Annotated in this window: 19 protein-coding genes and 1 tRNA gene; 2 read left to right on the top strand and 18 right to left on the bottom strand. The window is 49.9% G+C overall.

The window, feature by feature from the left end:
- Positions 1-71 precede the first annotated feature (71 nt).
- A complete protein-coding gene (locus P771_RS0103665; RefSeq protein WP_028574069.1) occupies positions 72-617 on the bottom strand; it encodes a hypothetical protein in 546 nt (181 codons plus the stop codon).
- A 332-nt stretch (positions 618-949) separates the two neighbouring features.
- Positions 950-1025, bottom strand: a tRNA-Lys gene (locus P771_RS0103660).
- A gap of 77 nt (positions 1026-1102) precedes the next feature.
- On the opposite strand from P771_RS0103660, the gene P771_RS0103655 reads away from it, so the two are divergent.
- A complete protein-coding gene (locus tag P771_RS0103655) occupies positions 1103-2965 on the top strand; it encodes a protein-disulfide reductase DsbD family protein (RefSeq protein ID WP_028574068.1) in 1863 nt (620 codons plus the stop codon).
- Here the strand turns inward: P771_RS0103655 and P771_RS0103650 are convergent.
- The 14 genes from P771_RS0103650 to P771_RS0103580 form a co-directional block, all read right to left on the bottom strand.
- Positions 2955-4172, bottom strand: coding sequence for a M24 family metallopeptidase (locus tag P771_RS0103650; RefSeq protein ID WP_028574067.1), 1218 nt, complete (start codon positions 4170-4172; stop codon positions 2955-2957). The genes P771_RS0103655 and P771_RS0103650 overlap by 11 nt on opposite strands.
- Positions 4173-4345: 173 nt before the next feature.
- A complete protein-coding gene (locus tag P771_RS16330) occupies positions 4346-4717 on the bottom strand; it encodes a response regulator (RefSeq protein ID WP_051617085.1) in 372 nt (123 codons plus the stop codon).
- A gap of 30 nt (positions 4718-4747) precedes the next feature.
- Positions 4748-5128: a NifB/NifX family molybdenum-iron cluster-binding protein gene (locus P771_RS0103635; protein WP_028574066.1), complete on the bottom strand. Its 381-nt coding sequence runs from the start codon at positions 5126-5128 to the stop codon at positions 4748-4750.
- A gap of 91 nt (positions 5129-5219) precedes the next feature.
- Positions 5220-6098, bottom strand: coding sequence for an ATP-binding protein (locus tag P771_RS0103630; RefSeq protein WP_028574065.1), 879 nt, complete (start codon positions 6096-6098; stop codon positions 5220-5222).
- The gene (locus P771_RS0103625; protein ID WP_028574064.1) at positions 6091-6957 is read right to left on the bottom strand and encodes a nucleotide-binding protein; all 867 of its coding nucleotides are present in this window, start codon (positions 6955-6957) and stop codon (positions 6091-6093) included. The genes P771_RS0103630 and P771_RS0103625 overlap by 8 nt, the downstream gene beginning before the upstream one ends.
- Positions 6958-7037: 80 nt before the next feature.
- Positions 7038-7391, bottom strand: coding sequence for a NifB/NifX family molybdenum-iron cluster-binding protein (locus P771_RS0103620; RefSeq protein WP_028574063.1), 354 nt, complete (start codon positions 7389-7391; stop codon positions 7038-7040).
- A 96-nt stretch (positions 7392-7487) separates the two neighbouring features.
- Positions 7488-8114, bottom strand: coding sequence for a NifB/NifX family molybdenum-iron cluster-binding protein (locus P771_RS16325; protein WP_150112120.1), 627 nt, complete (start codon positions 8112-8114; stop codon positions 7488-7490).
- 486 nt (positions 8115-8600) lie between these two features.
- Positions 8601-9995: a sigma-54 interaction domain-containing protein gene (locus P771_RS0103610; RefSeq protein WP_028574062.1), complete on the bottom strand. Its 1395-nt coding sequence runs from the start codon at positions 9993-9995 to the stop codon at positions 8601-8603.
- 80 nt (positions 9996-10075) lie between these two features.
- Entirely contained in the window at positions 10076-10468 is a 393-nt protein-coding gene (locus P771_RS18150; protein ID WP_161635939.1) for a rhodanese-like domain-containing protein, read from the bottom strand.
- 111 nt (positions 10469-10579) lie between these two features.
- The gene (locus P771_RS0103600) at positions 10580-11233 is read right to left on the bottom strand and encodes a redox-sensing transcriptional repressor Rex (protein WP_028574060.1); all 654 of its coding nucleotides are present in this window, start codon (positions 11231-11233) and stop codon (positions 10580-10582) included.
- Positions 11234-11304: 71 nt separating this feature from the next.
- Positions 11305-11625: an ATP synthase F0 subunit C gene (gene atpE / locus P771_RS0103595; RefSeq protein ID WP_028574059.1), complete on the bottom strand. Its 321-nt coding sequence runs from the start codon at positions 11623-11625 to the stop codon at positions 11305-11307.
- A gap of 55 nt (positions 11626-11680) precedes the next feature.
- The gene (gene atpB / locus P771_RS0103590) at positions 11681-12340 is read right to left on the bottom strand and encodes a F0F1 ATP synthase subunit A (RefSeq protein WP_028574058.1); all 660 of its coding nucleotides are present in this window, start codon (positions 12338-12340) and stop codon (positions 11681-11683) included.
- Positions 12341-12364: 24 nt separating this feature from the next.
- Positions 12365-12775 carry an ATP synthase subunit I gene (locus P771_RS0103585; RefSeq protein WP_035243847.1) on the bottom strand — a complete coding sequence of 137 codons (411 nt, stop codon included), beginning with the start codon at positions 12773-12775 and terminating at the stop codon, positions 12365-12367.
- Positions 12759-13025 carry an AtpZ/AtpI family protein gene (locus P771_RS0103580; protein ID WP_028574057.1) on the bottom strand — a complete coding sequence of 89 codons (267 nt, stop codon included), beginning with the start codon at positions 13023-13025 and terminating at the stop codon, positions 12759-12761. The genes P771_RS0103585 and P771_RS0103580 overlap by 17 nt, the downstream gene beginning before the upstream one ends.
- Before the next feature lie 241 nt (positions 13026-13266).
- Here P771_RS0103580 and P771_RS0103570 point away from each other — a divergent pair, with 241 nt between their 5' ends.
- Positions 13267-15690 carry a Lon protease family protein gene (locus P771_RS0103570; protein ID WP_028574056.1) on the top strand — a complete coding sequence of 808 codons (2424 nt, stop codon included), beginning with the start codon at positions 13267-13269 and terminating at the stop codon, positions 15688-15690.
- Between the two features lie 78 nt (positions 15691-15768).
- Here the strand turns inward: P771_RS0103570 and P771_RS0103565 are convergent, their stop codons facing one another.
- Both P771_RS0103565 and P771_RS0103560 read right to left on the bottom strand, forming a co-directional pair.
- Entirely contained in the window at positions 15769-18828 is a 3060-nt protein-coding gene (locus P771_RS0103565) for an efflux RND transporter permease subunit (protein ID WP_028574055.1), read from the bottom strand.
- Positions 18829-18877: 49 nt separating this feature from the next.
- Positions 18878-20140, bottom strand: coding sequence for an efflux RND transporter periplasmic adaptor subunit (locus P771_RS0103560; protein ID WP_028574054.1), 1263 nt, complete (start codon positions 20138-20140; stop codon positions 18878-18880).
- Between the last annotated feature and the right edge of the window lie 5 nt (positions 20141-20145).

Below are 20145 nucleotides of genomic sequence, written 5' to 3'. Positions count from 1 at the left end.
GTCAATGCATTCAGATCCAAACGTACTGATGGCTCATAGGCCAGGCTGAACAGCATCTTGTGGACCCGGCCTTAAAATGATCTTTTAAAGAGATCTTCAAGGGCTTTCTGGCCGTTATCAGCCAAAAACCTTGTTCCAGTTCCTGTGAAATGCTGCTTGGTGATCATCGGAGCTTTCACCTCCTGCCAGCTGCCTTCGGTCCACCTGAACCAGCCGTCCCGGACCTGGTCAAAGACAAAAAGAGGCTTGTTGCAGATCTTAGCGTACTCAGCCCCCCAGCCGGTTCCTCCCTTGACAGTCATGTCTTCAAGAATCTCGCCAACTACGAATATCTCCATGCCGCTGGAAACCTGCCAGCAAATGGTCTGCAGAACCTTGCGGAAGATTGGAGCCCTGGAATAACTCCTATGCATAAGATTGGAGACATAGGTGATGCTCACGTCTTTTCTGGCCAGCTCCTCGTTGGTCAGGTAGCGCACTCCCCTGGACCTTTCAATGGAATGCCCCTCAAAGCTGTAATTGACTTCGTCCAGACCGTTCTTTTCAGCCAGACTTCCAAAACATGCTTCAGCACCTCTGGCTCCGCCACTGTACAAAATAAAATTCTCAGGCTTCATATCTCCCTCCTCTTCATTCATGTTTGTTTATAATTACTTTAAAGTGATGCTCTGTCATTGACAAGAGGCCCATTGACCTGAAAGCCTTTCCCAAAACTCTGCTCTCAGCAATAGACCAATGGTTCCCGTTTATCTTAAAGCCAACCTTAAGTGAAAGTAAAGCTGTTCTCCACCACTGCCCTATACCTGCTCAACATTATAGCAGACATTAAGATATTATCCTTGCTCTGGGCTGCAATAGTAGGTATAAATAGACAGGGTATGTCTGTATTGCCGGAGGGCTGACCAAAGACAAAAAAATAGGGTCGCGCATAACGCGACCCTGAAATATTTGGTGGGCCACCAAGGAATCGAACCTTGAACCTCCGGATTAAGAGTCCGCTGCTCTGCCAATTGAGCTAGTGGCCCATGTTCAACAACAAGAAGATTGCCTTTTTAATGCTTACAAGACGCAATTGTCAAGTCAAAAGAATACCGCCCTGGACATGAAAAAACATCTTCTGAAGATCCTGATTTTCCTGGTTGTAGCCGGGTGCTGCTGTGTGCTGCCGGGACATTCATCAGCATCAGGCCCGCCAGCCCGGACCCATTGGCAGGCCTTTGAACTCCCATCTGATCACAGACCTGGATACCAGGGCCTCCTGATTTTCTGGATTATCCCGGACCAGGATATTTACACCTATTCACATGATCCAGGTCCAGGCGGTTATCCCACTGCGCTGGAGATACTCGGGGTTCTTTCCGAGGAACTTACGGTTTATTATCCTCCCGGGAAAATGCTGCCTGACCCCTTTGAACCCCAGGAACTTTCATCCCTGTACCTTGGTCCGACCCCTGTTTTCATTCCTGTCCCGGAAGACCTGACTTCCGGCCAGACCCTTGAGGCCAGGGCTTCCTTCCTACTCTGCTCAGACCGCAATTGCTGGCCGGTCAGTAAAGAAGTCCAGTACGATCTTGACAGGCTTGCCCTGGAATCCCTGCCCAATCCTGAAGAAGAATCATGGTGGCCGAGGTGGGTTGCATCAGTTCCCGGTGAAAAAGAATCTCCGGCACCCTGGACCGGGAACAGTGAACCAGCAGCCCCCCTGCTGGAAGAAGGATTTCTTTTTGAAACAAGGTCTTTTACTCCAGGCCTTGAGGTGAGCAGTGCAGCCAAAGCGGCTTTGCTGGCCATTCTGGCTGGGCTTATCCTGAACTTCATGCCCTGCGTCCTGCCTGTCATCAGCCTCAAGCTGCGGGGTATGATCCCGGACAGCGCCCATGACCAGGATGCAGCAGCTAAAAGAAAAGCTTTTCGGATTCATAACCTTTTTTTCGCTCTGGGCATGCTTTTATTCTTTTCAATCCTGTCCGTAATCATCTCCCTGACAGGTATGGCCTGGGGACAGGTCTTTCAGAATCCCATTGCCATCGTTATTCTGGCCGCTGTCGTCTTTGGTCTGGGTCTCAGCCTTTTTGGACTTTACGACCTCCCGATCATCGACCTGAAAGCCGGAAGCAGTTCCCCAAAGAAAAACCCTAATCTGGAAGCCCTGTCCACAGGCATGCTGGCTACTCTGCTGGCTACTCCGTGCAGCGGACCTTTTCTAGGCGGCGTACTTGCCTGGGCTCTGACCCAGCCTCCGGCCACCATCGCTTTTGTCCTTTTGTGTGTAGGCCTTGGCATGGCTTCACCTTACATTCTAATGTTTTTTTTCCCCTTCATGGTCAAATTTCTGCCCAAACCCGGTAATTGGACCCTTTACCTGGAAAAAGGACTGGGTTTCCTGCTCATGGCCACCTGCATCTATCTGATTGCCCTGCTTCCGGAAACCTTGATCATGCAAACCCTGATAATGTTCTGGATTATTGGCTTAGGCGCCTGGATGTGGGGCAAATGGACCAGCTTAAGCCAGACCAGACTCAAAAGAGGCTTGATCCGGGGCATTGCCATATCCATGATGATTCTGGCCGCCTTTTTTCTGTTCAAGCCCAGAACCTATTACCCGGCGATCTGGATGGCCTTTGATGAACAGAAGTTTCACCAGGTCTGGGGGGAAGAAAATTTTTTAATTGAATTCACTGCAGACTGGTGTCCCAATTGCAAATTCCTGGAAAAAACAGTACTCACTCCCCCGTTTCTGGACAGAATCGGTCAGGACTACGACTTGGTTTTTCTCAAGGTGGATCTCACCTATAAGAATCCGGCAGGAGAAGAAATGCTAAGAGCCCTGGACAGCATGAGTATTCCTCTGGTGGCCATATTCAGGAAGGATGAGCCCCACAGTCCCCTTATCCTCAGGGACCTTTTCACCAGAAACCAGTTGCTGAACGCCCTGGACAACGAATTCCGGTCCTCTAAACCCTGACCATATCAAATGCGTCTCCAGTAACGCATACTCCCCCGCCATCACTAACCTGGAAAGTGTTTTCAACGCCAACCATGCCAACCCCCCTGATCCCGATCTTGGGTTCCAAAGCAAGGAACATATTATTCTGCAGTGGCTCCTTAAAACCTCTGGCCAATGGGGGGTACTCATCCACTGCCAGGCCAATGCCGTGACCCAGAAAAGGGACCTGATTCCCATCAAGCCCCATAAAGCCGTCGGCAAAACCAGCCTTCTTTGCCTTAGCCAGTGCCTTTTCATAGATTTCCTCTGCCAGAACGCCTGGCCTAAGTTGTTCAGCAGCCCGGGCCTGAATTTCAATACACAGGTCATGAGCCTTCTGGACACTATCTGGAACTCTTGCAGCAGCAGGAAAATAAACCTGAGTCTTATCAGTGACATATCCCTCCAGGGCAAATCCGCAGTCCACAGTCAAGGGGTCCTTGTCCTGCCAGACCCTGCCGGAATATCCCATCTGGGTGATGGCTGGATGCTCTCCTCTCAATCCCACTGGCCCGTTGAACACACTGGGATAGTTGGCGCTGTCACCTGCGGATACATGACCTAGAAAAACCTCTTCCCCATAATTCTGCATGCGCATCATTCCCTGATGACCAAGGGAAAAAAAACAGTCCCAGATTTTGATGCTTATCTCCCTTTCGGTCATGCCGGGATAAATAAGCTCGGGCAAAACTCCGTACAGGGCCTCATGATGCCTTTTTCCGCAGATCAGGATCTTATCTGCCTCCCACCCGGTCTTGACCATCCTTGTTCTGGAGATTGCCTGGTCAACCGGGACAAACTCGATTCCGGACAATCTCTTCTTGAGGTTGTCGGCCAGGGCCCAGTTGATGCCTGTCTTCTCCACTCCAATAACCTGTGGAAAGCTCTGGCCGAATTCACTCAGTATTCCTGGAATATCTCCATATGATCTGAATGGAGCAATCCGCCTGACAGGAGATTCCAGCTTAAACCTTTCCATTCCCTTTCTGCACATGAAGACAGGGTCATCATCCATGGGTATCCATAGGACTCCGTTACCAAGAGATCCAGTAAAGTAATATATATTCAACCGGGAAAAGATCAGAACCGCATCACAATCAATACCGGCTTCCACAACCCTGGACCTGAATGAGACCAGTCTTTTTTCCATCTCCAGGGCCGGCAGCCTTTCCAGACTCTCAAACATGCATTGCTCCTTTCATTTTTTTAAAAACATACCTTCCTTCCAAGGTAAAATCAAACAAGCTGCCCTTGCTTCCGGGCCTGTCTAGACCCCAAACCATAAGGACCCGGCAGCAGGCGATCTGGTCTGTCGCTGCTAGCCGGGTCCTTATGGGGGTATTATTGACCCTGCAAAAATCAGTCAGATGAGGCCAGGACCCTGTTCAGGGCCATTAACAGTTCAGCTGCTTCATCAGGCCCCGGATCATGAGACAGTGCTGCCAGCACTCCTAGACCTTCAAACTTTTCATGAAGCTCTTTCCTGTTCATATCGGTGACAACAGCGGTGTTGATCATGGGGTTGGCCAGGACGACCTTTCTGATCAGTTCCAGGGAGCTGCAATCTGGAAGTCTTTCATCAACAATAAGCAAATCCGGCCTGGTGTCCTTCAGCATTTCCATAACCTGACTTCCAGACTCAGCCGATCTAACCACCCATCCGGACTGTCCCGGACTTGAAGCAAGAATTTCCTGCCAGGCAGGTTCAGGGCTGGCAATCAATATCCTCACGTTCACCTCCAGACCGTTTCTAAATGACAACTATATCTGTCCGCCACCACAAGTATTCTCTGCACTAAACCTGGTCAGCCTTCCCTGCAGAAAAGCACTGACTGCGTCTGATACTTTCCCGGAGTTACCTCCAAAAAACACGTCAATCCCAACCTGGCTGAATCCCATTAAAGGTCTCATGCCCATGCCGCCGGCAATAAGCACCTGGACCTGATTACCAGCTAAGTGGTTGACAGGAGCCATACACCCACCCTGGACATGTGGAACATTAGGCAGGGTCCCAACCTGGGTGATATGACCATTTTCCACGTCAACGATGGTATACAGATCACAATGTCCAAAGTGCTGTCCAAGTTCTGAATCCATACCGCCTGGATGAGTGGACGGCACAGCAATCCTTGTCTTTTCCATAAACTATTTCTCCTTTTTCGTCATAGCAAAGATACCATTTCTGTATTGTCAGTCTCAGGACGGTCCTTTCTGAACTACCTTTCAGGATTTCTTATCTGCTCTCCTGCAAAAGATCTTCAATCCTTTTCCAGACCTGCCTGACAGCCCCTGCCATTGGTGATTCATTACACTCGGTTATTACTTTTCTCTCCACCATGGACCTGGTTACAGCTGGATCATGGACTAGACCGCCCAGGAATACATAGCTGTTTTTCAGGCAATATTCCCTGATGTTTTGAAATTGCTCAAGGTTCAGATCGAATTTGTTAACCAAAACCGCTGTCTTTATCTTAAAATGAGTGCACAGACTGGCCACCCTTTTCAGGTCATGAACTCCAGACAGAGTTGGTTCGGCAACAATTACTGCCAGGTCGGTTCCTGACAGGGAGCTGATCACCGGACATCCAATGCCTGGCGCTCCATCGCACAGTATCAGCTTGCTTCTCTCCAGCTCAGCTTTTTCTCTGGCCTTTTGCCTGAGCAGGCTGACCAGGCGTCCAGAATTCTCAGCTCCAGGGGTTAGCTGGGCATGAACCATGGTTCCGAACCTGGTTGAGCTCACAAACCAGTGTCCGCAATGTCTGGCTGGAAAATCAATGGCCTGATCAGGACAGAAACTCACGCAGACCTTGCATCCTTCACAGCGCAAGCCATCAACCACATACCTGTCTTCCTGGTAAAGGATTGCCTTGTACCTGCACATATCAAGACAGATCCCGCAATCCCGGCACCTTGAATTATCAATGACCGCCAGGTGACCTGAGTAAAAATCATGGGTCTGTCCATTAATCGGATCAAGAAGAATGTGAAGGTCTGGAGCATCTACATCAAGATCACAGATTATTTTGTTTTCTGAGACATGGGCAAAGGCTCCGGTCAATGAAGTCTTGCCAGTACCTCCCTTCCCGCTGATTATCACTACCTCACGCATGGATGCCCTCTGGTCTATATTCCTGAACTGCCCTGGCCAAGTCGGAAAAGATTCTCCTCAAACCGGGATTCAAGCCGGACACTAGCTGGCCTTTGGAGTATGCTTTGGCTATGTCATCATTAAACGGTATAGAAGAAATAACTGGCAGCCTCTTATCCCGACAGAATTCATAAACCCTTCCGTCTCCAAGGCCGGACCTGTTTATGACCACAACAACCGGTTTCTTCAGCGGGGAAAAAGCCTCCCAAGCCAGTTTGAAATCGTGAAACCCAAAAGGTGTGGGCTCAGTAACCAGAACTATCAGATCGCTGTCCATAACCGCGCAAACAGCCGGGCAACTCACCCCCGGAGGGGAATCTACGATCACGTCAATACTTCCTTGTTTCATCACCTGACATATTTCTTGCTTGACCATGTTCATCAAAGGTGGACTCATGGCCTCCCCAACTCTGAGCCTGCCCATGATAAAGCTGATATTGCCCGACGTGCCAGTTACTATCTCTCCGAGTTCCCGCTTTCCCCAGGAAAGGGCTCCTTCCGGGCAGACAGCCACGCAACCACCGCAGCTGTGGCACATCTCTGGAAAGGTAATTAAATTTGAACCAAGCACATTAATGGCCTTGAACTGGCAGAGATCCGAGCACATCCGACACAGGGTGCATTTGGCTTCATCAGCCAGAGGAACACCAAGAAAAGCCTTTTTTCTGTGACTGATGACCGGCTTTATAAAAAGGTGAAGATTTGGCTCTTCAACATCGAGGTCTGCAGCCATGACCGGCTTTTTCCACACAGACGCCAATGATGAGGCTACTGTTGTTTTTCCTGTTCCACCTTTGCCGCTGGCAACAGAGATTATCACTTTATCCGCCTGTTGTTTTTCAGATTACAGAAGCCAGCTCATCACTGCGACACCTCTGCCGGACTAGATTGCCTGAATATTTATTTGTTGGCCTCATCAGCGTAGTCCAGACCGCCCGCCAGATACCTGTCCAGAGCTTCCTGCACACTCATGTTGTCCAAATGCTGGACTATCTTGACCCCAGCTGATTGTAATGCCTGGAAGGCCTTGGGGCCGACGTACCCGGTCAAAAGGACAGCTGCACCTTTATCGGCTATCTGCTGGGCAGCCTGAATCCCAGCCCCGTGCGCCATGGTCTGGGAACTTCCATTGTCAACGTATTCATGTTTCTCTGTTTCAGGATCAATAATGATAAAACCTGCTGCCCGGCCAAATCTTGGATCAACTCTGTCTTTTAGGGTTGGGCCCTCACTGGTTATTGCAATCTTGTTCATCTTTAATCCTTTTTAAGTTGGTTCTTCTTAGGCAGCAGGATAATTCCAGAAAAAACATCACAGCTGCTCCCCGGCCTTCATAGTTATCTTAATGAATCAGGTCCTGCCCCGCATGGTTTGACCGCACTCAGGACACTCTTTGTCCCTGCAGGGAGTTCCCTTTTCATGATTTACCTGGCATCCGCAACTGGGGCAGGTACACCAGGAAGAATTGTCTTTGGTTGAGCTACCTTTTTTTACAGGTCGATTTATACCATTAAATTTTTCATCTGAACCCTGACCTTGTCCCTGCTGACTCCTGCCTGCTCCTTTGCAGCAGGACTGTTTCAAATTTTTGTTTCTCACTTGAGTCACCTCCTTATCCAGCCTGAGTGCTCCCTGTATCCGGCAGCAACAGCCCGGCATAATAAAATTCTCATTAATCAGTCTGTTTTCCAGCCAGGCCTGGATAACAGCAGCTTCCTGTCCGGCCACAAAAGGCACAACTTGAATCTTCATCAATTCGAGTTTTTTTTGCAGGACTTTGGAAATAGCCCCGCAGACCAGGACTTGTACTTTTTCTCCTGCAAGCCACAAGCATCTGTCCCTAGTTGGCCCAGGAATTTTTTTCAAACTCTGGTCCAGGGTTTTTCTGTCCGGGCAAACCTCAACCAGGCGTACCTCCCTGGACACGTCAAATACCGGAGCAATCCGTTTTCTCCAGGTTGAAAATGCTGCAATCATAACAAGAACCAAAAGCCATTCCAAATTTAGAGGCCATAACCTTTAAAACATCGCCCCCACTAATCAGCCTTCTGCAATGCATCATCCTGCAACTGCCCAACTGCCTGTGCTCAACCAAGCAGCACATTATTTCAGCCTGCAATATAGGACAGGTCTCCTGCCCCAGCTTAACCCAGTGAGTAAAACAGCAGACTGAAGCTACGGACTGTTCCGGATGTTATCTTTCAAAGCTCTTGATCTACAGGCTGGTGCCGGCTCAGACCCAGGCAGCCTGCAGTCCTCCATTAGCAACCTTTGGGCCACCTTTCAGCCTAGGCCGTTTTGCCAAAACAACTGCCTTGAATAAATGGATTTAACTGAAAATGAGAGCTGGTGAACACCAGCAGTTCCGTCTTAGATATAAGACGGTGTCGAAATGCGGGGTGTCGAATATGAGACGCTAATAGCCAGGATCTTTAACCTATCAGCCAGGACAATATTGACGGATCAATGCAACTCGCCTTTTTGCTTGGATCTGCCGTCCTCTTCTGGCAGCAGGATGCCCAGATCTTTGACCTTTCTGAACAAGGTGCTCTTATGTATTCCCAGCTCCCTGGCTGCAGACTGCCTGTTGCCCTTATGACGCTGGATGGCCCCCAGGATGGCCTGGGCTTCCATTTGTTTTCTGACGCTTCGCATGTCCTGGGCCTGGCCTGTTTTTTGGCCACTCATGGTTAGTTCAGGAGGAAGATGTTCCAAGCCTATCAATCCGGATCTGCACATAATAAAAGACCGTTCAATAACGTTCTCCAGCTCTCTGATATTTCCCGGCCAGTCGTGGGCCATAAGAAGTGAAAGGGCCTGAGTGTCCATACCGGTGATATTCCTCTTCTGGATCCTGTTGAACCTTTTGATGAAACTGTCTACCAACAGGGGTATATCTTCTTTACGCTTCCTAAGGGGAGGAATCTCCAGCCTGACCACATTTATTCTATAATAGAGATCACGGCGAAAGATATTCTGCTCCACAAGTTCTTCAAGGTTTCTATTGGTAGCGGCAATGATCCTGGCCTCAAGCTTTTCAGACCCAGTCGCCCCCAGGGGCTCAAAAGTCCTCTCCTGGATCACACGCAACAAGCGTACCTGCATTGCCTGGCTTACTTCACCGATTTCATCCAGGAATATCGTACCGTTTCTTGCCGCGGACAAACGACCAGGTTTGTCTTTGAGCGCTCCAGTGAAAGCTCCTGTCTTGTAGCCAAAAAGTTCAGACTCAAGCAGATTGTCAGGCAGAGCGCCACAATTAATGGCAACAAAAGGACCTTCTGCCCACGGGCTCAAAGCATGAATAGTCCTGGCCACCAGTTCTTTGCCAGTACCAGTCTCACCCAGCACCAGGGCAGTGCTTGGGCTGTCCGCCACTGCTGACATGACCTGAAAAATGTTCTCCATCAACGGACTGCGACTGGCTAGATCCCCGATACTGAATCTGCTCTCCAGCTCTTTCCTCAGCCCCTCAACCTCGGTCAGATCCCTGAATGTTTCAGCTCCTCCAGTGATTCTGCCATGCTCGTCCCTGAGAACAGCAGTGGACACGCTTATGGGTATGCTTGTTCCTTGGGCATTAATGATATAGCCGGATCTGTTGATAACCGGCTTGCCAGATCTGAGGGTCTCCTGCAGAGCGCATCCAGTTTCACACATACTGGAACGAAACACGTCTGAACATGGCCTGCCCAGGGCTTCATCCCTGCTAATGCCTGTAATGACTTCAGCAGCCCTGTTGAATGAGGTAACTTTCCACTCAAGGTCAACGGTAAACACTCCGTCGGAAATGCTTTCCAGAATGGCTTCTGTTCCGCCGGAAATAGTAAAGGGTTTTGATTTATCTTTCTTACCCATGGCACCCATTCATGCTTTTATCATCTTGAGTTGCACTGGAACTTGACCCTGGTTCAAGGAATGACCCGGGCCTGGCCCTTTCAATAACCAGAAGTTCTTTGATGCTCATAATCGGCCATCCCGCCCATGAGCACATAGACCCTGGTATACCCCATTTCCTGCAGCATGTTATAGGCAGCCATGCTCCTGTTCTGAGTCCTGCACAGGAGGACAATGGGCTTGTTTTTGCTGAATCCTGCATCCGGCAAAGTCTGCCTGATCTCTGCCAGGGGGATGTTCATCGAACCTCTGATCTTTCCCAAAGGACCAGTCCTTTCAAAGACTTCGCGTACATCAATTATTATCAGATCATCATGGCTGAGTAGCAGTTTTTCCAGCCCGTCCTGATCAATAAAGGGCCCGTCATCCCCAGCAGTACAGGAGATAAGGAGCAAAATTACCGACATAATGCTCACGATGCTTTTGAAGTACATCAGAGTCTCTTTATTAGAACCAGTCATGAAATACAAGGACAGGTCATCCGCCACCAGATCCTTCTTTGCCTGAACCTGCTTGTTCTCAAAAAGCCGGATCCAGACAGGGTGCTATATGAGGCCCTTGGCTTGATTCTGGCTGATGTTAAAGGCAACAGAAAAGAGATGGTGGATGAAATCAACGTATTCTACTGACACGTTGGGAGGGGTGTTAATGCGAGCTGGAGCAAAGTTGACAATGCCCTTGATGCCTGCTTCCAGCAGGTAATTGGCAGCCCTTTGAGCCCTTTCAGGCGGTGTAGTTATAATACCGATTTCAACTGAGAGTTCTTTGGTCTTGTCCGGCAGTTTGCTTGAGCAGATTACTTCCAGACCGGCGATTTCTTCCCCGATTTTGAAAGGGTCGCAGTCAAAGGCTCCGACAATGATGAAGCCCCGCTTTCTCAAGACACCGTGCCTCAACAAAGCCCGTCCCAGGTTTCCAACCCCGACCAGAACCACATTCCAGGTCCGGTCCAGACCAAGGCTCTGCTTGATGGCTTCTTTCAGCTCAAAGACATAATAACCGACACCACGAACACCGAATTCGCCGAAGTAAGCAAGATCTTTACGAATTTGAGAAGGATTCACGCCGCAGGACACGGCAAGCTTTTCTGAGGAAACCACCTTTACGCCCTGTTGTTCCATGCCTTCCAGCTCCTGGACATATATTGCCAGCCTGGAGATGGTGGCTCTGGGAATACGGTCGTATTTATGGTGGCTCATAGTGAAATTATTAACAATATCCGTCTTTAAAAAAGGGAGGGATTTCTCCCCCCCTTTTTGGTTGAGTAAAACTAGATGAACGGGTTGGCGAACAGAAGGATCAGGTTGATAACCAGGGCGTAAATGGCCAGGGATTCGATCATGGCCAGACCGATAAGCATGGTTACGGTGATCTTGCCGCTTGCTTCAGGATTACGGGCTGTACCTTCACAAGCACCCTTAAGACCCAGGCCCTGTCCGATACCTGTGCCAAAGGCGGCAATACCCATACCAATGGCGGTTGCCAGGGCGATATTGGAAATTACCTCTGGAGCAACTTCAGCGGCAAAAGCGACACTGGCCAGGCCAACCAACAGAACTGTGTTCAGGAGCACCAAAAAAGTCTTACGCATTACAAAAACCTCCTAAAGTGTTATTTATTTGGTCAAAAGACCATTTCCCCCTAAATTAATGAGCTTCTTCAAAAGCGCCCTTGAGATACATCATGGACAGCATGAAGAAGACAAAAGCCTGCATTGTCTTCATGAGCAGGAACAAAATAAAGATGGGCAAAGACCCGAGCAGAGGAGCAAGGAGGAACATGAGTGCGATAACGATTTCCTCTCCCCTGATGTTTCCAAAAAGCCTGAGGGTCAATGACAGCGGCCTGGCCAGATGGCTGACGATTTCAATGGGAAACATGATCGGAGCCAGCCACCAGTAGGGTCCCATGAAGTGTTTTATGTATTTCAGGCCATGCAACTTGAATCCCCAGTAATTATAGTACAAAAACACAAAAATAGCCATACTGGCAGTGGTGTTTATGTTTGCTGTTGGAGCGTCAATACTGGGGATCAATCCAGACACGTTGAGTACCCAAATATATATGAGCAGGGTGAACAGAACCGGGAACACCTTCCGCCCGGGCTCACCCATGTTGGCTACAACAAAATCCTCAACCGCCTTGATCAAAAACTCAAAAAAATTCTGAACTCCTCTGGGCACCAGGGTCATCCTCCGGGTAGCCGTCCACGCCAGCAACAACAGCAGGATAATGAAAAACCAGGAGTAGAGAACATGTTGGGGCATGGGCAACCCAATATAGTAGAAAAACTCCTTTAAAAACATCCATTGATATAGATCTTCCATTAATTAAGCCTCCTTGAGTTTTTGACCAACCAGAGTGACGCCAAATATAAAAACATTCAGCAAAACAATACTTAAACCGATTAATAAAGAATAAATGCTTGCTCCCCAATGGACTATGGCAAAATATAAAACCAGGCCGATCAGGCCCAGCCTGATATAAAAGCTGAAAAGCAAAGGTGTAACTGCACCCTTTTTAATATGCACCAGTTCTTGAATGAGCTTGGCCAGAAAATAAAAATTTAAGGTCCCTAGAATCGCACCTGTCAAAAACCCCGTCAGAACCGGCCCGGAAAAAATTACTAAAAAAAAGATGGAGCCCAGAACACTCAGGTAGATCTGATTGCGAACCAGCAGACGCACCTGCGGCAGGACCAGTCCTCTGCGATAGAGGAAAGCTTCAACCCTTTTGTTCATCAACCCCTTTATCTTTCCTTTTTTCTTCCTCGTGAATTTTCTTGGCTTCCAGATACATGTTTTTGAATCCGGCTGCAATCCCAAAAAACAGAAAACTGATTAGAAACCAAGGTTGGGTTCCAAGCCATTTGTCCAAAAAGTAACCAATGGCAAAGCCCACAAAAGTGCAGGATACCAGATGGATCCCTAAAAGGCTGGCTTTCCCCAGGTCGCCCCATAGGGCCTGTTTTTTTTTGGATCTGAAAAACATCGGCTTTAAATCTGTTCCCGCTTGAGTTCGTGCAATCATTCACAATGTCAAAGTTGACTATCACACACTCTTGTTCCAAGTCAATCCATATCCCTGTCTGAATTTATTGATAATGAAAAAGTTTTTTCCCTGAGTAATGACTTGTCCCATGAACTGCCCTGCAAAGTACATCCTTGCCATTGGATTTGCTTGAAGATAGAATAATAAATTCTGTCATCAAAGATTCTTATCAGAGGAAACAATGAAAAAAGTGAAAGCGCTGCCTGCTTCGAGACTCAGCGTATCCCTTGCTCCGTCAAGGCTCGGCTTTTCCCATTCCGGATCTGTTCGTTTTGGATCAGTTGACTTCAAAAAGTGTCAGGAAAGGGCTTACGAGGCCCTGGAACTGGCTCTGACCATAGAGCGTCCCGGCTATAATGTCTATCTTTCAGGCGAAAAAGGCCTGGGCAGGACCAGGTTTGTCAGGGATTTCCTTGATCCCAGGGCTGCTTCCAAGAAGCCCCCCAGCGACTGGGTTTATGTCAACAACTTCCAGGACCCTGACCAGCCCCTGGCCATTTCTCTGCCCCCTGGCCAGGCCAAGGGCTTCAAGCGGGATTTGGCTGCTGCTGTGAAAAGAATCCGGGAATCAATTCCTTCAGGATTTGAGCAGGACTTCTATGTCAGAAAACACGGCGATCTTATCAAGGATTATAATGACGCCAGAGAAAGCCTTCTCAGCAGGATGGAGAATCAGGCCCACAAAAACGGCTTCAGCCTCAACGTGGATGAGAGCGGCTCTCTGACTCTTTTTCCTCTGGTGGAGGGCAAGGTCCTGACCCCGGAAGAGTTTGAAAAGTTAAATCCTGATCTCCGCAGGAGTCTTAAGGATGAAAGCTCAAGGATTATGGAGGCCCTCCTTGGCCTGTCCAGACAGATAAGCAAGAAGGAACAGGACCTTCGGGAAAACGAAAAACAGCTGGATCGCGAAGTTGCCGCAGAAAAAGTCGACTCCTGCCTCAAGGAAATCATTGCTAAATATTCCGGTATACCCAGGATCAGCCAGTTTGTGGAGGATTTAAAAAACGACGTCCTGGACAACCTGGAACACTTCAAGCCCAGAGAGCAGCCCCAGGACAATCCGGCCGACCTTTTCGGCGCTGGTCATGAGGGTTTTTTTTCCAGGTATGAGGTCAATATATTTGTAGACAATTCCTCCAGAAAAGGAGCTCCGGTACTCATTGAAGATAATCCAGTCTATTTCAACCTGCTGGGCTGTATAGAACGCGAATCTGAAATGGGCACTTATTACACTGACTTTACTCTGCTCAAAGCCGGCAGCCTGCACAAGGCCAACGGAGGCTTTCTGGTTCTAAGGGCCGAAGACATCCTGTCTCAGCCTCAGTCCTGGGAAGGACTCCTGAGGTGTCTGCGGTCAGGCCGGGCTGAGATTGATGATCCCTCTGATCACTATGACACTGTCCGGACCAGGACCATCCGTCCTGAGCCCATTGTCCTGGATATCAAGATCATAATTATCGGTTCAGATGAGGTTTATGAGATCCTCCTGGATGCTGATGAAAGATTTGCAAAGCTCTTTAAGATCAAAGCCCATATGCAGGAGTCCATGCCCAGGAACAATGATTCAGTCCGGGAACAGAGCCTGATCCTGGCTGCCATGGCCAGGGACAACGATTTGCGAAGCTTTCACCGGGAAGCAGTTGCTGCTCTTATTGATCACTCATCCAGGCTGGCCGGGGACCAGCAGAAGCTGTCCCTGAAATTTTCTCTGCTAGCCGAGCTTATGGTAGAGGCTGACGCCTTTGCCTCCATGGCCAAAAGTGAAATGGTCGCTGCTCAATCCGTTCACCAGGCCCTGGAAGCCAGGAAGTATCGCCTTAACCTTTATGAAGATGAATTCCTGGCCGAATACGAACGGGAAGCCATCAAAGTTCAGACCCAGGGACATGCCATAGGCAGAGCCAACGGTCTGTCGGTCTCTGCCTATGGCGACTATATCCTGGCTCTGCCGCACCAGATTTCCTGCACCACCGGGGTGGGCCACGGCGGGATCATGGATCTGGAACGGGAGGCCGAACTTGGGGGCCCCATCCACACCAAGGGCATGATGATCATCAAAGGCTACCTGCAGAACCTTTTTGCCCAGGACAAACCCCTTGTCCTTTCAGGAAGCCTCTGCTTTGAACAGAGTTACGCCCACATTGATGGTGACTCAGCTTCAGGCGCTGAACTGGCCGCTCTTCTCTCAGCCCTTTCCTCAGTCCCCATCAACCTCTCCTACGCCTTCACCGGTGCAGTAAGCCAGTCCGGGGCGATCATGGCCGTGGGCGAGGTAACCAGAAAAGTTGAAGGATACTTTGAGGTGTGCAGGAGAAAAGGATTGACCGGTAACCAGGGGGTGATCATCCCTGTAGACAATGTGACTCACCTCATGCTCAGTGATGCAGTAGTCCAGGCTGCCAGACAGGGCAGCTTTCATATTTTTGCAGTAGAAAACATTGAACAGGCTTTGGAAATCCTTACCGGTATCCGGGCCGGGAAAAAGCTTGCCAATGGAGGCTTTTCTCCAGGCTCCATTTATCACAAAGCCAACGAAAGGTTGCGCCAGCTGGCCCACCTGGCCGATCAGAAAGTCAGGCGGTCCTGCGTCAGGAAAAAAAAGTAAGGTTTTCCTGCTGCATTTCCCCGGGGCCATTATCTTTTAAGACAGGACCGGGGCCAAGGAAACTGGCCGGAATAGACTTTACTGACCAGGGGCCTTGATTCTGAATAAAATACTGTAGAGAATAGGTGCCACCACCAGAGTCAGGACTGTGGCAAAGGTCAGGCCAAACACAATGGTTATGGCCATGGAAACCCAGAAATCGTCAAAAAGAAGCGGGGTCATGCCCATGACCGTGGACAGGGTGGCCATCATTACCGGTCTCAGCCTGCTGACCGATGCATCCATAAGAGCCTGATATCTCTCCTTGCCCGACTCAATGTACATATCTATCTGATCGATGAGAACCACTACGTTTTTTATGAGCATGCCAGACAGGCTCAAGGCGCCCAGCAGAGCCAGGAAGCCAAAGGGCTGACCTGTAAGCAGAAGGCCGGCTGTAATCCCGATCATGGCCAGGGGCAGGACCATGGTAATGATCAACGGCTGTTTTAAGGTACTGAACAGGCCTGCAACAACAATGGCCATAAGCATAAAGCTGATGGGTACTCCAGCAAAGACTTCTGCCTGAGAATCCCTGGATTTTTCATATTCCCCTCCCCACTCCATCCTGTATCCCGGAGGAAGCTCCATCATCTCCATTTCATTTCGAATCCTGGACATCATGTCCTGGGCAGTCCCGCTTGCGGTTTCCGCCTGGACTGTGATGGTCCGGAGCCGATCCCTTCTGATGATGATGGAATCCTCCCACTCAAGAGAGCCTCCGACAACTGCCTGCCCCAGGGGCACCCCTCTTTCAGCTCCCAGGGGACGCACGTCAACGGAGTAAATATCTTCAAGCCGCTGTCTCTGCTCCAGGGGCGGCCTGAGAATAATGGGCATGAGTTTGTCCCCTTCCCGGTACATTCCAATACTTATACCGTCAAAATTCAATTTCAGAGCCCTGGCCACGTCCTGACGATCCACTCCGGCCCGGATACCCCTGGCCTGGGAATACTCCAGGGTCTGAATCTTGACCATCTGCCGCCAGTCATCCCGCACTTCTCTGGAGTCGGGATCAGCCTTCAGGATTTGCTTGGCCCGGTCAGCCAGTGATCGAAGCACTTCCCGGTCATGGCCGCTGAACCGGACCTCCACGGAAAATTCCACCGGAGGCCCCATGGGAAACTTCCGAACCCTTGGTTCAGCATAAGCAAAGTCCTGTGCCAGGTATCCTTGGGAAAATTCCCTAACCCTGTCCAGGTTAGAGGCATCGTCAATATTAATGATCATCTGGCCGAAACTCCTGTTTGGAAAACGGGGCTCCATGGGCAGATAAAACCTGGGCGCTCCCTCACCGATGAATGAACCTACTGACACCACATTGGGGTGTTCCAGGAGTTTCTCCTCAATCCGGGCCATATCCTTGGATAATGACTCTATCCTGGAACCCTCAGGCAGCCAGTAATCCAGCTTGAGCTGGGGCCTGGTTGATGGCGGGAAAAAAGATTTGTTGACCTGGGTAAATCCTGCCAAGGAAATAACAAACAGACCGCCCATCACAGACAAGACAAGGATTTTTTTATTCATGCTCCAGTCCAGTAGACTGCGGTACATGCCAAATACCTTTGCAGAATGGGGATCTTTATTGCCCCCCTTTTCATCCAGGTCCTTGCCCAGAAACATGTATCCCCAGAGAGGGGTGACGGTCATTGCCAGAAACCAGCTGGTCAGCAAAGAAACAGCAATGACCAGAAACAATCCCCTGGTGTATTCCCCGGTGTCGTCCCCGGCCAGGACAATAGGCATGAAAGCAAATATGGCCACCAGAGTCGCCCCCAGCAGGGGCCAGGCGGTTTCCTTCACGGTCTGCCTGGCTGCTTCCATTTTCTTTATTCCGGTCTGCATTTTGACCAGCATGCCCTCGGTAATGACTATGGCATTGTCCACCAGCATGCCCAGGGCAATGATCAGCGCTCCCAGGGATACCCGGTCCAGATCCATGCCCAGGTAACGCATCAGAGCAAAGGTGATCAGGATGGTCAGCACCAGGCCTTTGCCGATGATCAACCCACTCCTGAACCCCATGAATAAAAGGAGAAGGACGACCACTATACTGACTGCCTGCATCAGGTTGAGCATGAAGGAATTAATGGCCTGGTCAACCTGGTCCGGCTCAAAGGCCAGGTAATGGGTCTCAATGCCTGGAGGAAGCATTTCTTTGATATCTTCAAGCTTCTTTGTAACTCCGCGACCCATCTCAATGACATTTCCTCCTTTAACGGTGGAAATGGCTATTCCCAAGGCCTGCTGGCCGTTGAACCGCATCATGTTTGTGGGCGGCTCCAAAATGCCCTGACTGATGCTGGCTACATCTCTCAGTAAAATAGTCTGCTCCTGGCCGCTGACAGGATCAATCCCCCCCAGGACCACACTCCCGATATCTTCAACCTGTGAAAATTCACCCCTCAAGGCGAACCTGACCCTTTCTCTGCCCAGATCTGCACTGCCTGCATCAGTCACCATATTCTGCTGTTCCAGCAGGGCAAGCACCCTTCCCAGTGGAATCCCCATCTTTGCCAGCCTGGATCTGGAGATATCCACATACACGCACTCAGTCTGCTCACCCCAGAGTTCAACCCTGGACACCTGGTCCACCAGAAGAAGTTCTTTCTGGATCAGATCAGCCTGGTTGCGCAGTTCCTCATAAGAATAGCCCGGACCGGTAAGGGCGACTATAACTCCGAACACATCTCCGAAATCATCCTTGACCACAGATGGACCTGCCCCTGGGGGCAGGTCTGCCTGAACATCACTAATCCTGCGGCGAAGGTGGTCCCACTCCTGGGGCACATCCCTGGAAGGCACATTTTCCTGGAGATGGACATGGGCAACTGAAAGACCAGCCCGGGATTCAGTCTGAACGTATTTAAGGCGATCCAACTTCTGAACAGCCTTTTCAATCTTCTCACTAACCTCTTCTTCCACCTGCAGGGGAGAAGCTCCGGCATAAGGGGTTACCACAATGGCGGTCTTAATGGTGAACTCGGGGTCCTCCAGCTTGCCCATTTTGAAATAGGAAACCACTCCGGACACCGCCAGAACCACGGAGATAAAAATGAAAAAGGTTTTTTTTCTGATACAGAATTCAGCAATATTCATAGGCTAAAATCAACTTGGCTTCCGGGTTTGGGCAAAATCTCCCCTGGTTTCAGATTCCTTTTTGAACATAATTATTTACTGGCCTGACCTGCTGTCCTTCTTCAAGAAATTCGGCTCCTGCAACAATAATCATCTCCCCAGGCACGAGACCATCAAGAATCTGAATGCCCTGTCCACTTATCTGACCCGGGGTCACCCTTCTGGACCTGACCTCTTTTGTAGAAGAATCAAAGATCCAGACCTTATTTTCAAAACCTTCTCCGGGAACAAGAGCTGTTTCGGGAATAAAGACAAATCCTGAATATTCCCGGGGTAATCCAAAGGCTATGTAAACATCCGCAGCCATAGAGGGATACACAGGAATATCAGCGGGCCTGTCCAGAACAGCAGTCAACCTGTAACTCAGGGTCATGGGCGATGCAGCAGTGCTGATCTCCTTGATCCTGGCCGGAAGATAATGTCTGGGAAAAGTTTCCAGCCGGACATGGATGCTCTTGATCAGATTTTTCTGAACCAGGAGCTGCTCAGGCAGCCCTATGGTCACCTCCATTCTGGTGCTGTCCTGGAACCTGACCACTGGCTGTCCAGCTGCAATATTTTCATGATCCTCAACATATCTTTCAGCTATATGTCCATCAAAGGGGGCTCTCAGGATCGAATCTTCAAGAGCAGATCTGGCCTCGTCCAGACCGGCTTCAAGGGAAGCAATCCTGGCCCTTGCTGCCTCAATATCTTCCGGCCTGGCCCCTACAAGGGCTTTTTCCAACTCCATCTCCAGAGAACGGACCTTGCTGCGTGCGCTTTCCTTGCTGCTGCGGACATTGTCCAGCATGGCTCTGGCCACTGCCCCCATTTCGTAAAGCCTGACATGTCGTTCATACTGAAGGACAGCCTCTTCATAAGCCACCCTGGCCGCCTGAACCTGAGACTCAAGGGCTTTCACGTCTTCCTCCCTGGCCCCGGCAAGCATGGCCCTCAGATTGGCTCTGGCTTCGTCCAGCCTGCCTGAAATATTTCTGACAGCTATTTCAAAGTCCCTGGAATCCAGGGTGGCAATAACCTCGCCTTTACGCAAATACTGCCCCTCTTTCACCGGGAAGCCACGCAGCTGGTTGGAAACCCTGAAGGAAAGATCAACCTCCTGAACTGGGCTCATCTTACCTGGAAAAACCCTGGAGTAAGCCTGTTGGGCTGTTGAAACCTCCATTATCCTGACCGGCCTCAGCACTTCTTCAACCTCTCCGGGCTGCTGGCAGCCTGAAACAACCAGCAAAATAGCTATTGCTACCATTTTCAACACGTACTCAAACATAAGCC

It is taken from the genome of Desulfonatronovibrio hydrogenovorans DSM 9292 (genome assembly GCF_000686525.1).
Taxonomy (GTDB): Bacteria; Desulfobacterota; Desulfovibrionia; order Desulfovibrionales; family Desulfonatronovibrionaceae; genus Desulfonatronovibrio; species Desulfonatronovibrio hydrogenovorans.
This window is presented reverse-complemented; position numbering and strand designations above follow the sequence as displayed.

Bases quoted from the DNA above. Each gene is read 5' to 3' on its own strand.
- P771_RS0103655 (WP_028574068.1), top strand. From the start codon at position 1,103: ATGAAAAAACATCTTCTGAAGATCCTGATTTTCCTGGTTGTAGCCGGG.
- P771_RS0103580 (WP_028574057.1), bottom strand. From the start codon at position 13,025: ATGTTTTTCAGATCCAAAAAAAAACAGGCCCTATGGGGCGACCTGGGG.
- atpB (WP_028574058.1), bottom strand. From the start codon at position 12,340: ATGTTTTTAAAGGAGTTTTTCTACTATATTGGGTTGCCCATGCCCCAA.
- P771_RS16325 (WP_150112120.1), bottom strand. From the start codon at position 8,114: ATGATTGCAGCATTTTCAACCTGGAGAAAACGGATTGCTCCGGTATTT.
- P771_RS0103620 (WP_028574063.1), bottom strand. From the start codon at position 7,391: ATGAACAAGATTGCAATAACCAGTGAGGGCCCAACCCTAAAAGACAGA.
- P771_RS0103610 (WP_028574062.1), bottom strand. From the start codon at position 9,995: ATGGGTAAGAAAGATAAATCAAAACCCTTTACTATTTCCGGCGGAACA.
- P771_RS18150 (WP_161635939.1), bottom strand. From the start codon at position 10,468: ATGTACTTCAAAAGCATCGTGAGCATTATGTCGGTAATTTTGCTCCTT.
- P771_RS0103570 (WP_028574056.1), top strand. From the start codon at position 13,267: ATGAAAAAAGTGAAAGCGCTGCCTGCTTCGAGACTCAGCGTATCCCTT.
- P771_RS0103630 (WP_028574065.1), bottom strand. From the start codon at position 6,098: ATGCGTGAGGTAGTGATAATCAGCGGGAAGGGAGGTACTGGCAAGACT.
- P771_RS0103560 (WP_028574054.1), bottom strand. From the start codon at position 20,140: ATGTTTGAGTACGTGTTGAAAATGGTAGCAATAGCTATTTTGCTGGTT.
- P771_RS0103650 (WP_028574067.1), bottom strand. From the start codon at position 4,172: ATGTTTGAGAGTCTGGAAAGGCTGCCGGCCCTGGAGATGGAAAAAAGA.
- P771_RS0103635 (WP_028574066.1), bottom strand. From the start codon at position 5,128: ATGGAAAAGACAAGGATTGCTGTGCCGTCCACTCATCCAGGCGGTATG.
- P771_RS0103665 (WP_028574069.1), bottom strand. From the start codon at position 617: ATGAAGCCTGAGAATTTTATTTTGTACAGTGGCGGAGCCAGAGGTGCT.
- P771_RS0103565 (WP_028574055.1), bottom strand. From the start codon at position 18,828: ATGAATATTGCTGAATTCTGTATCAGAAAAAAAACCTTTTTCATTTTT.
- P771_RS0103600 (WP_028574060.1), bottom strand. From the start codon at position 11,233: ATGAGCCACCATAAATACGACCGTATTCCCAGAGCCACCATCTCCAGG.
- P771_RS0103585 (WP_035243847.1), bottom strand. From the start codon at position 12,775: ATGAACAAAAGGGTTGAAGCTTTCCTCTATCGCAGAGGACTGGTCCTG.
- atpE (WP_028574059.1), bottom strand. From the start codon at position 11,625: ATGCGTAAGACTTTTTTGGTGCTCCTGAACACAGTTCTGTTGGTTGGC.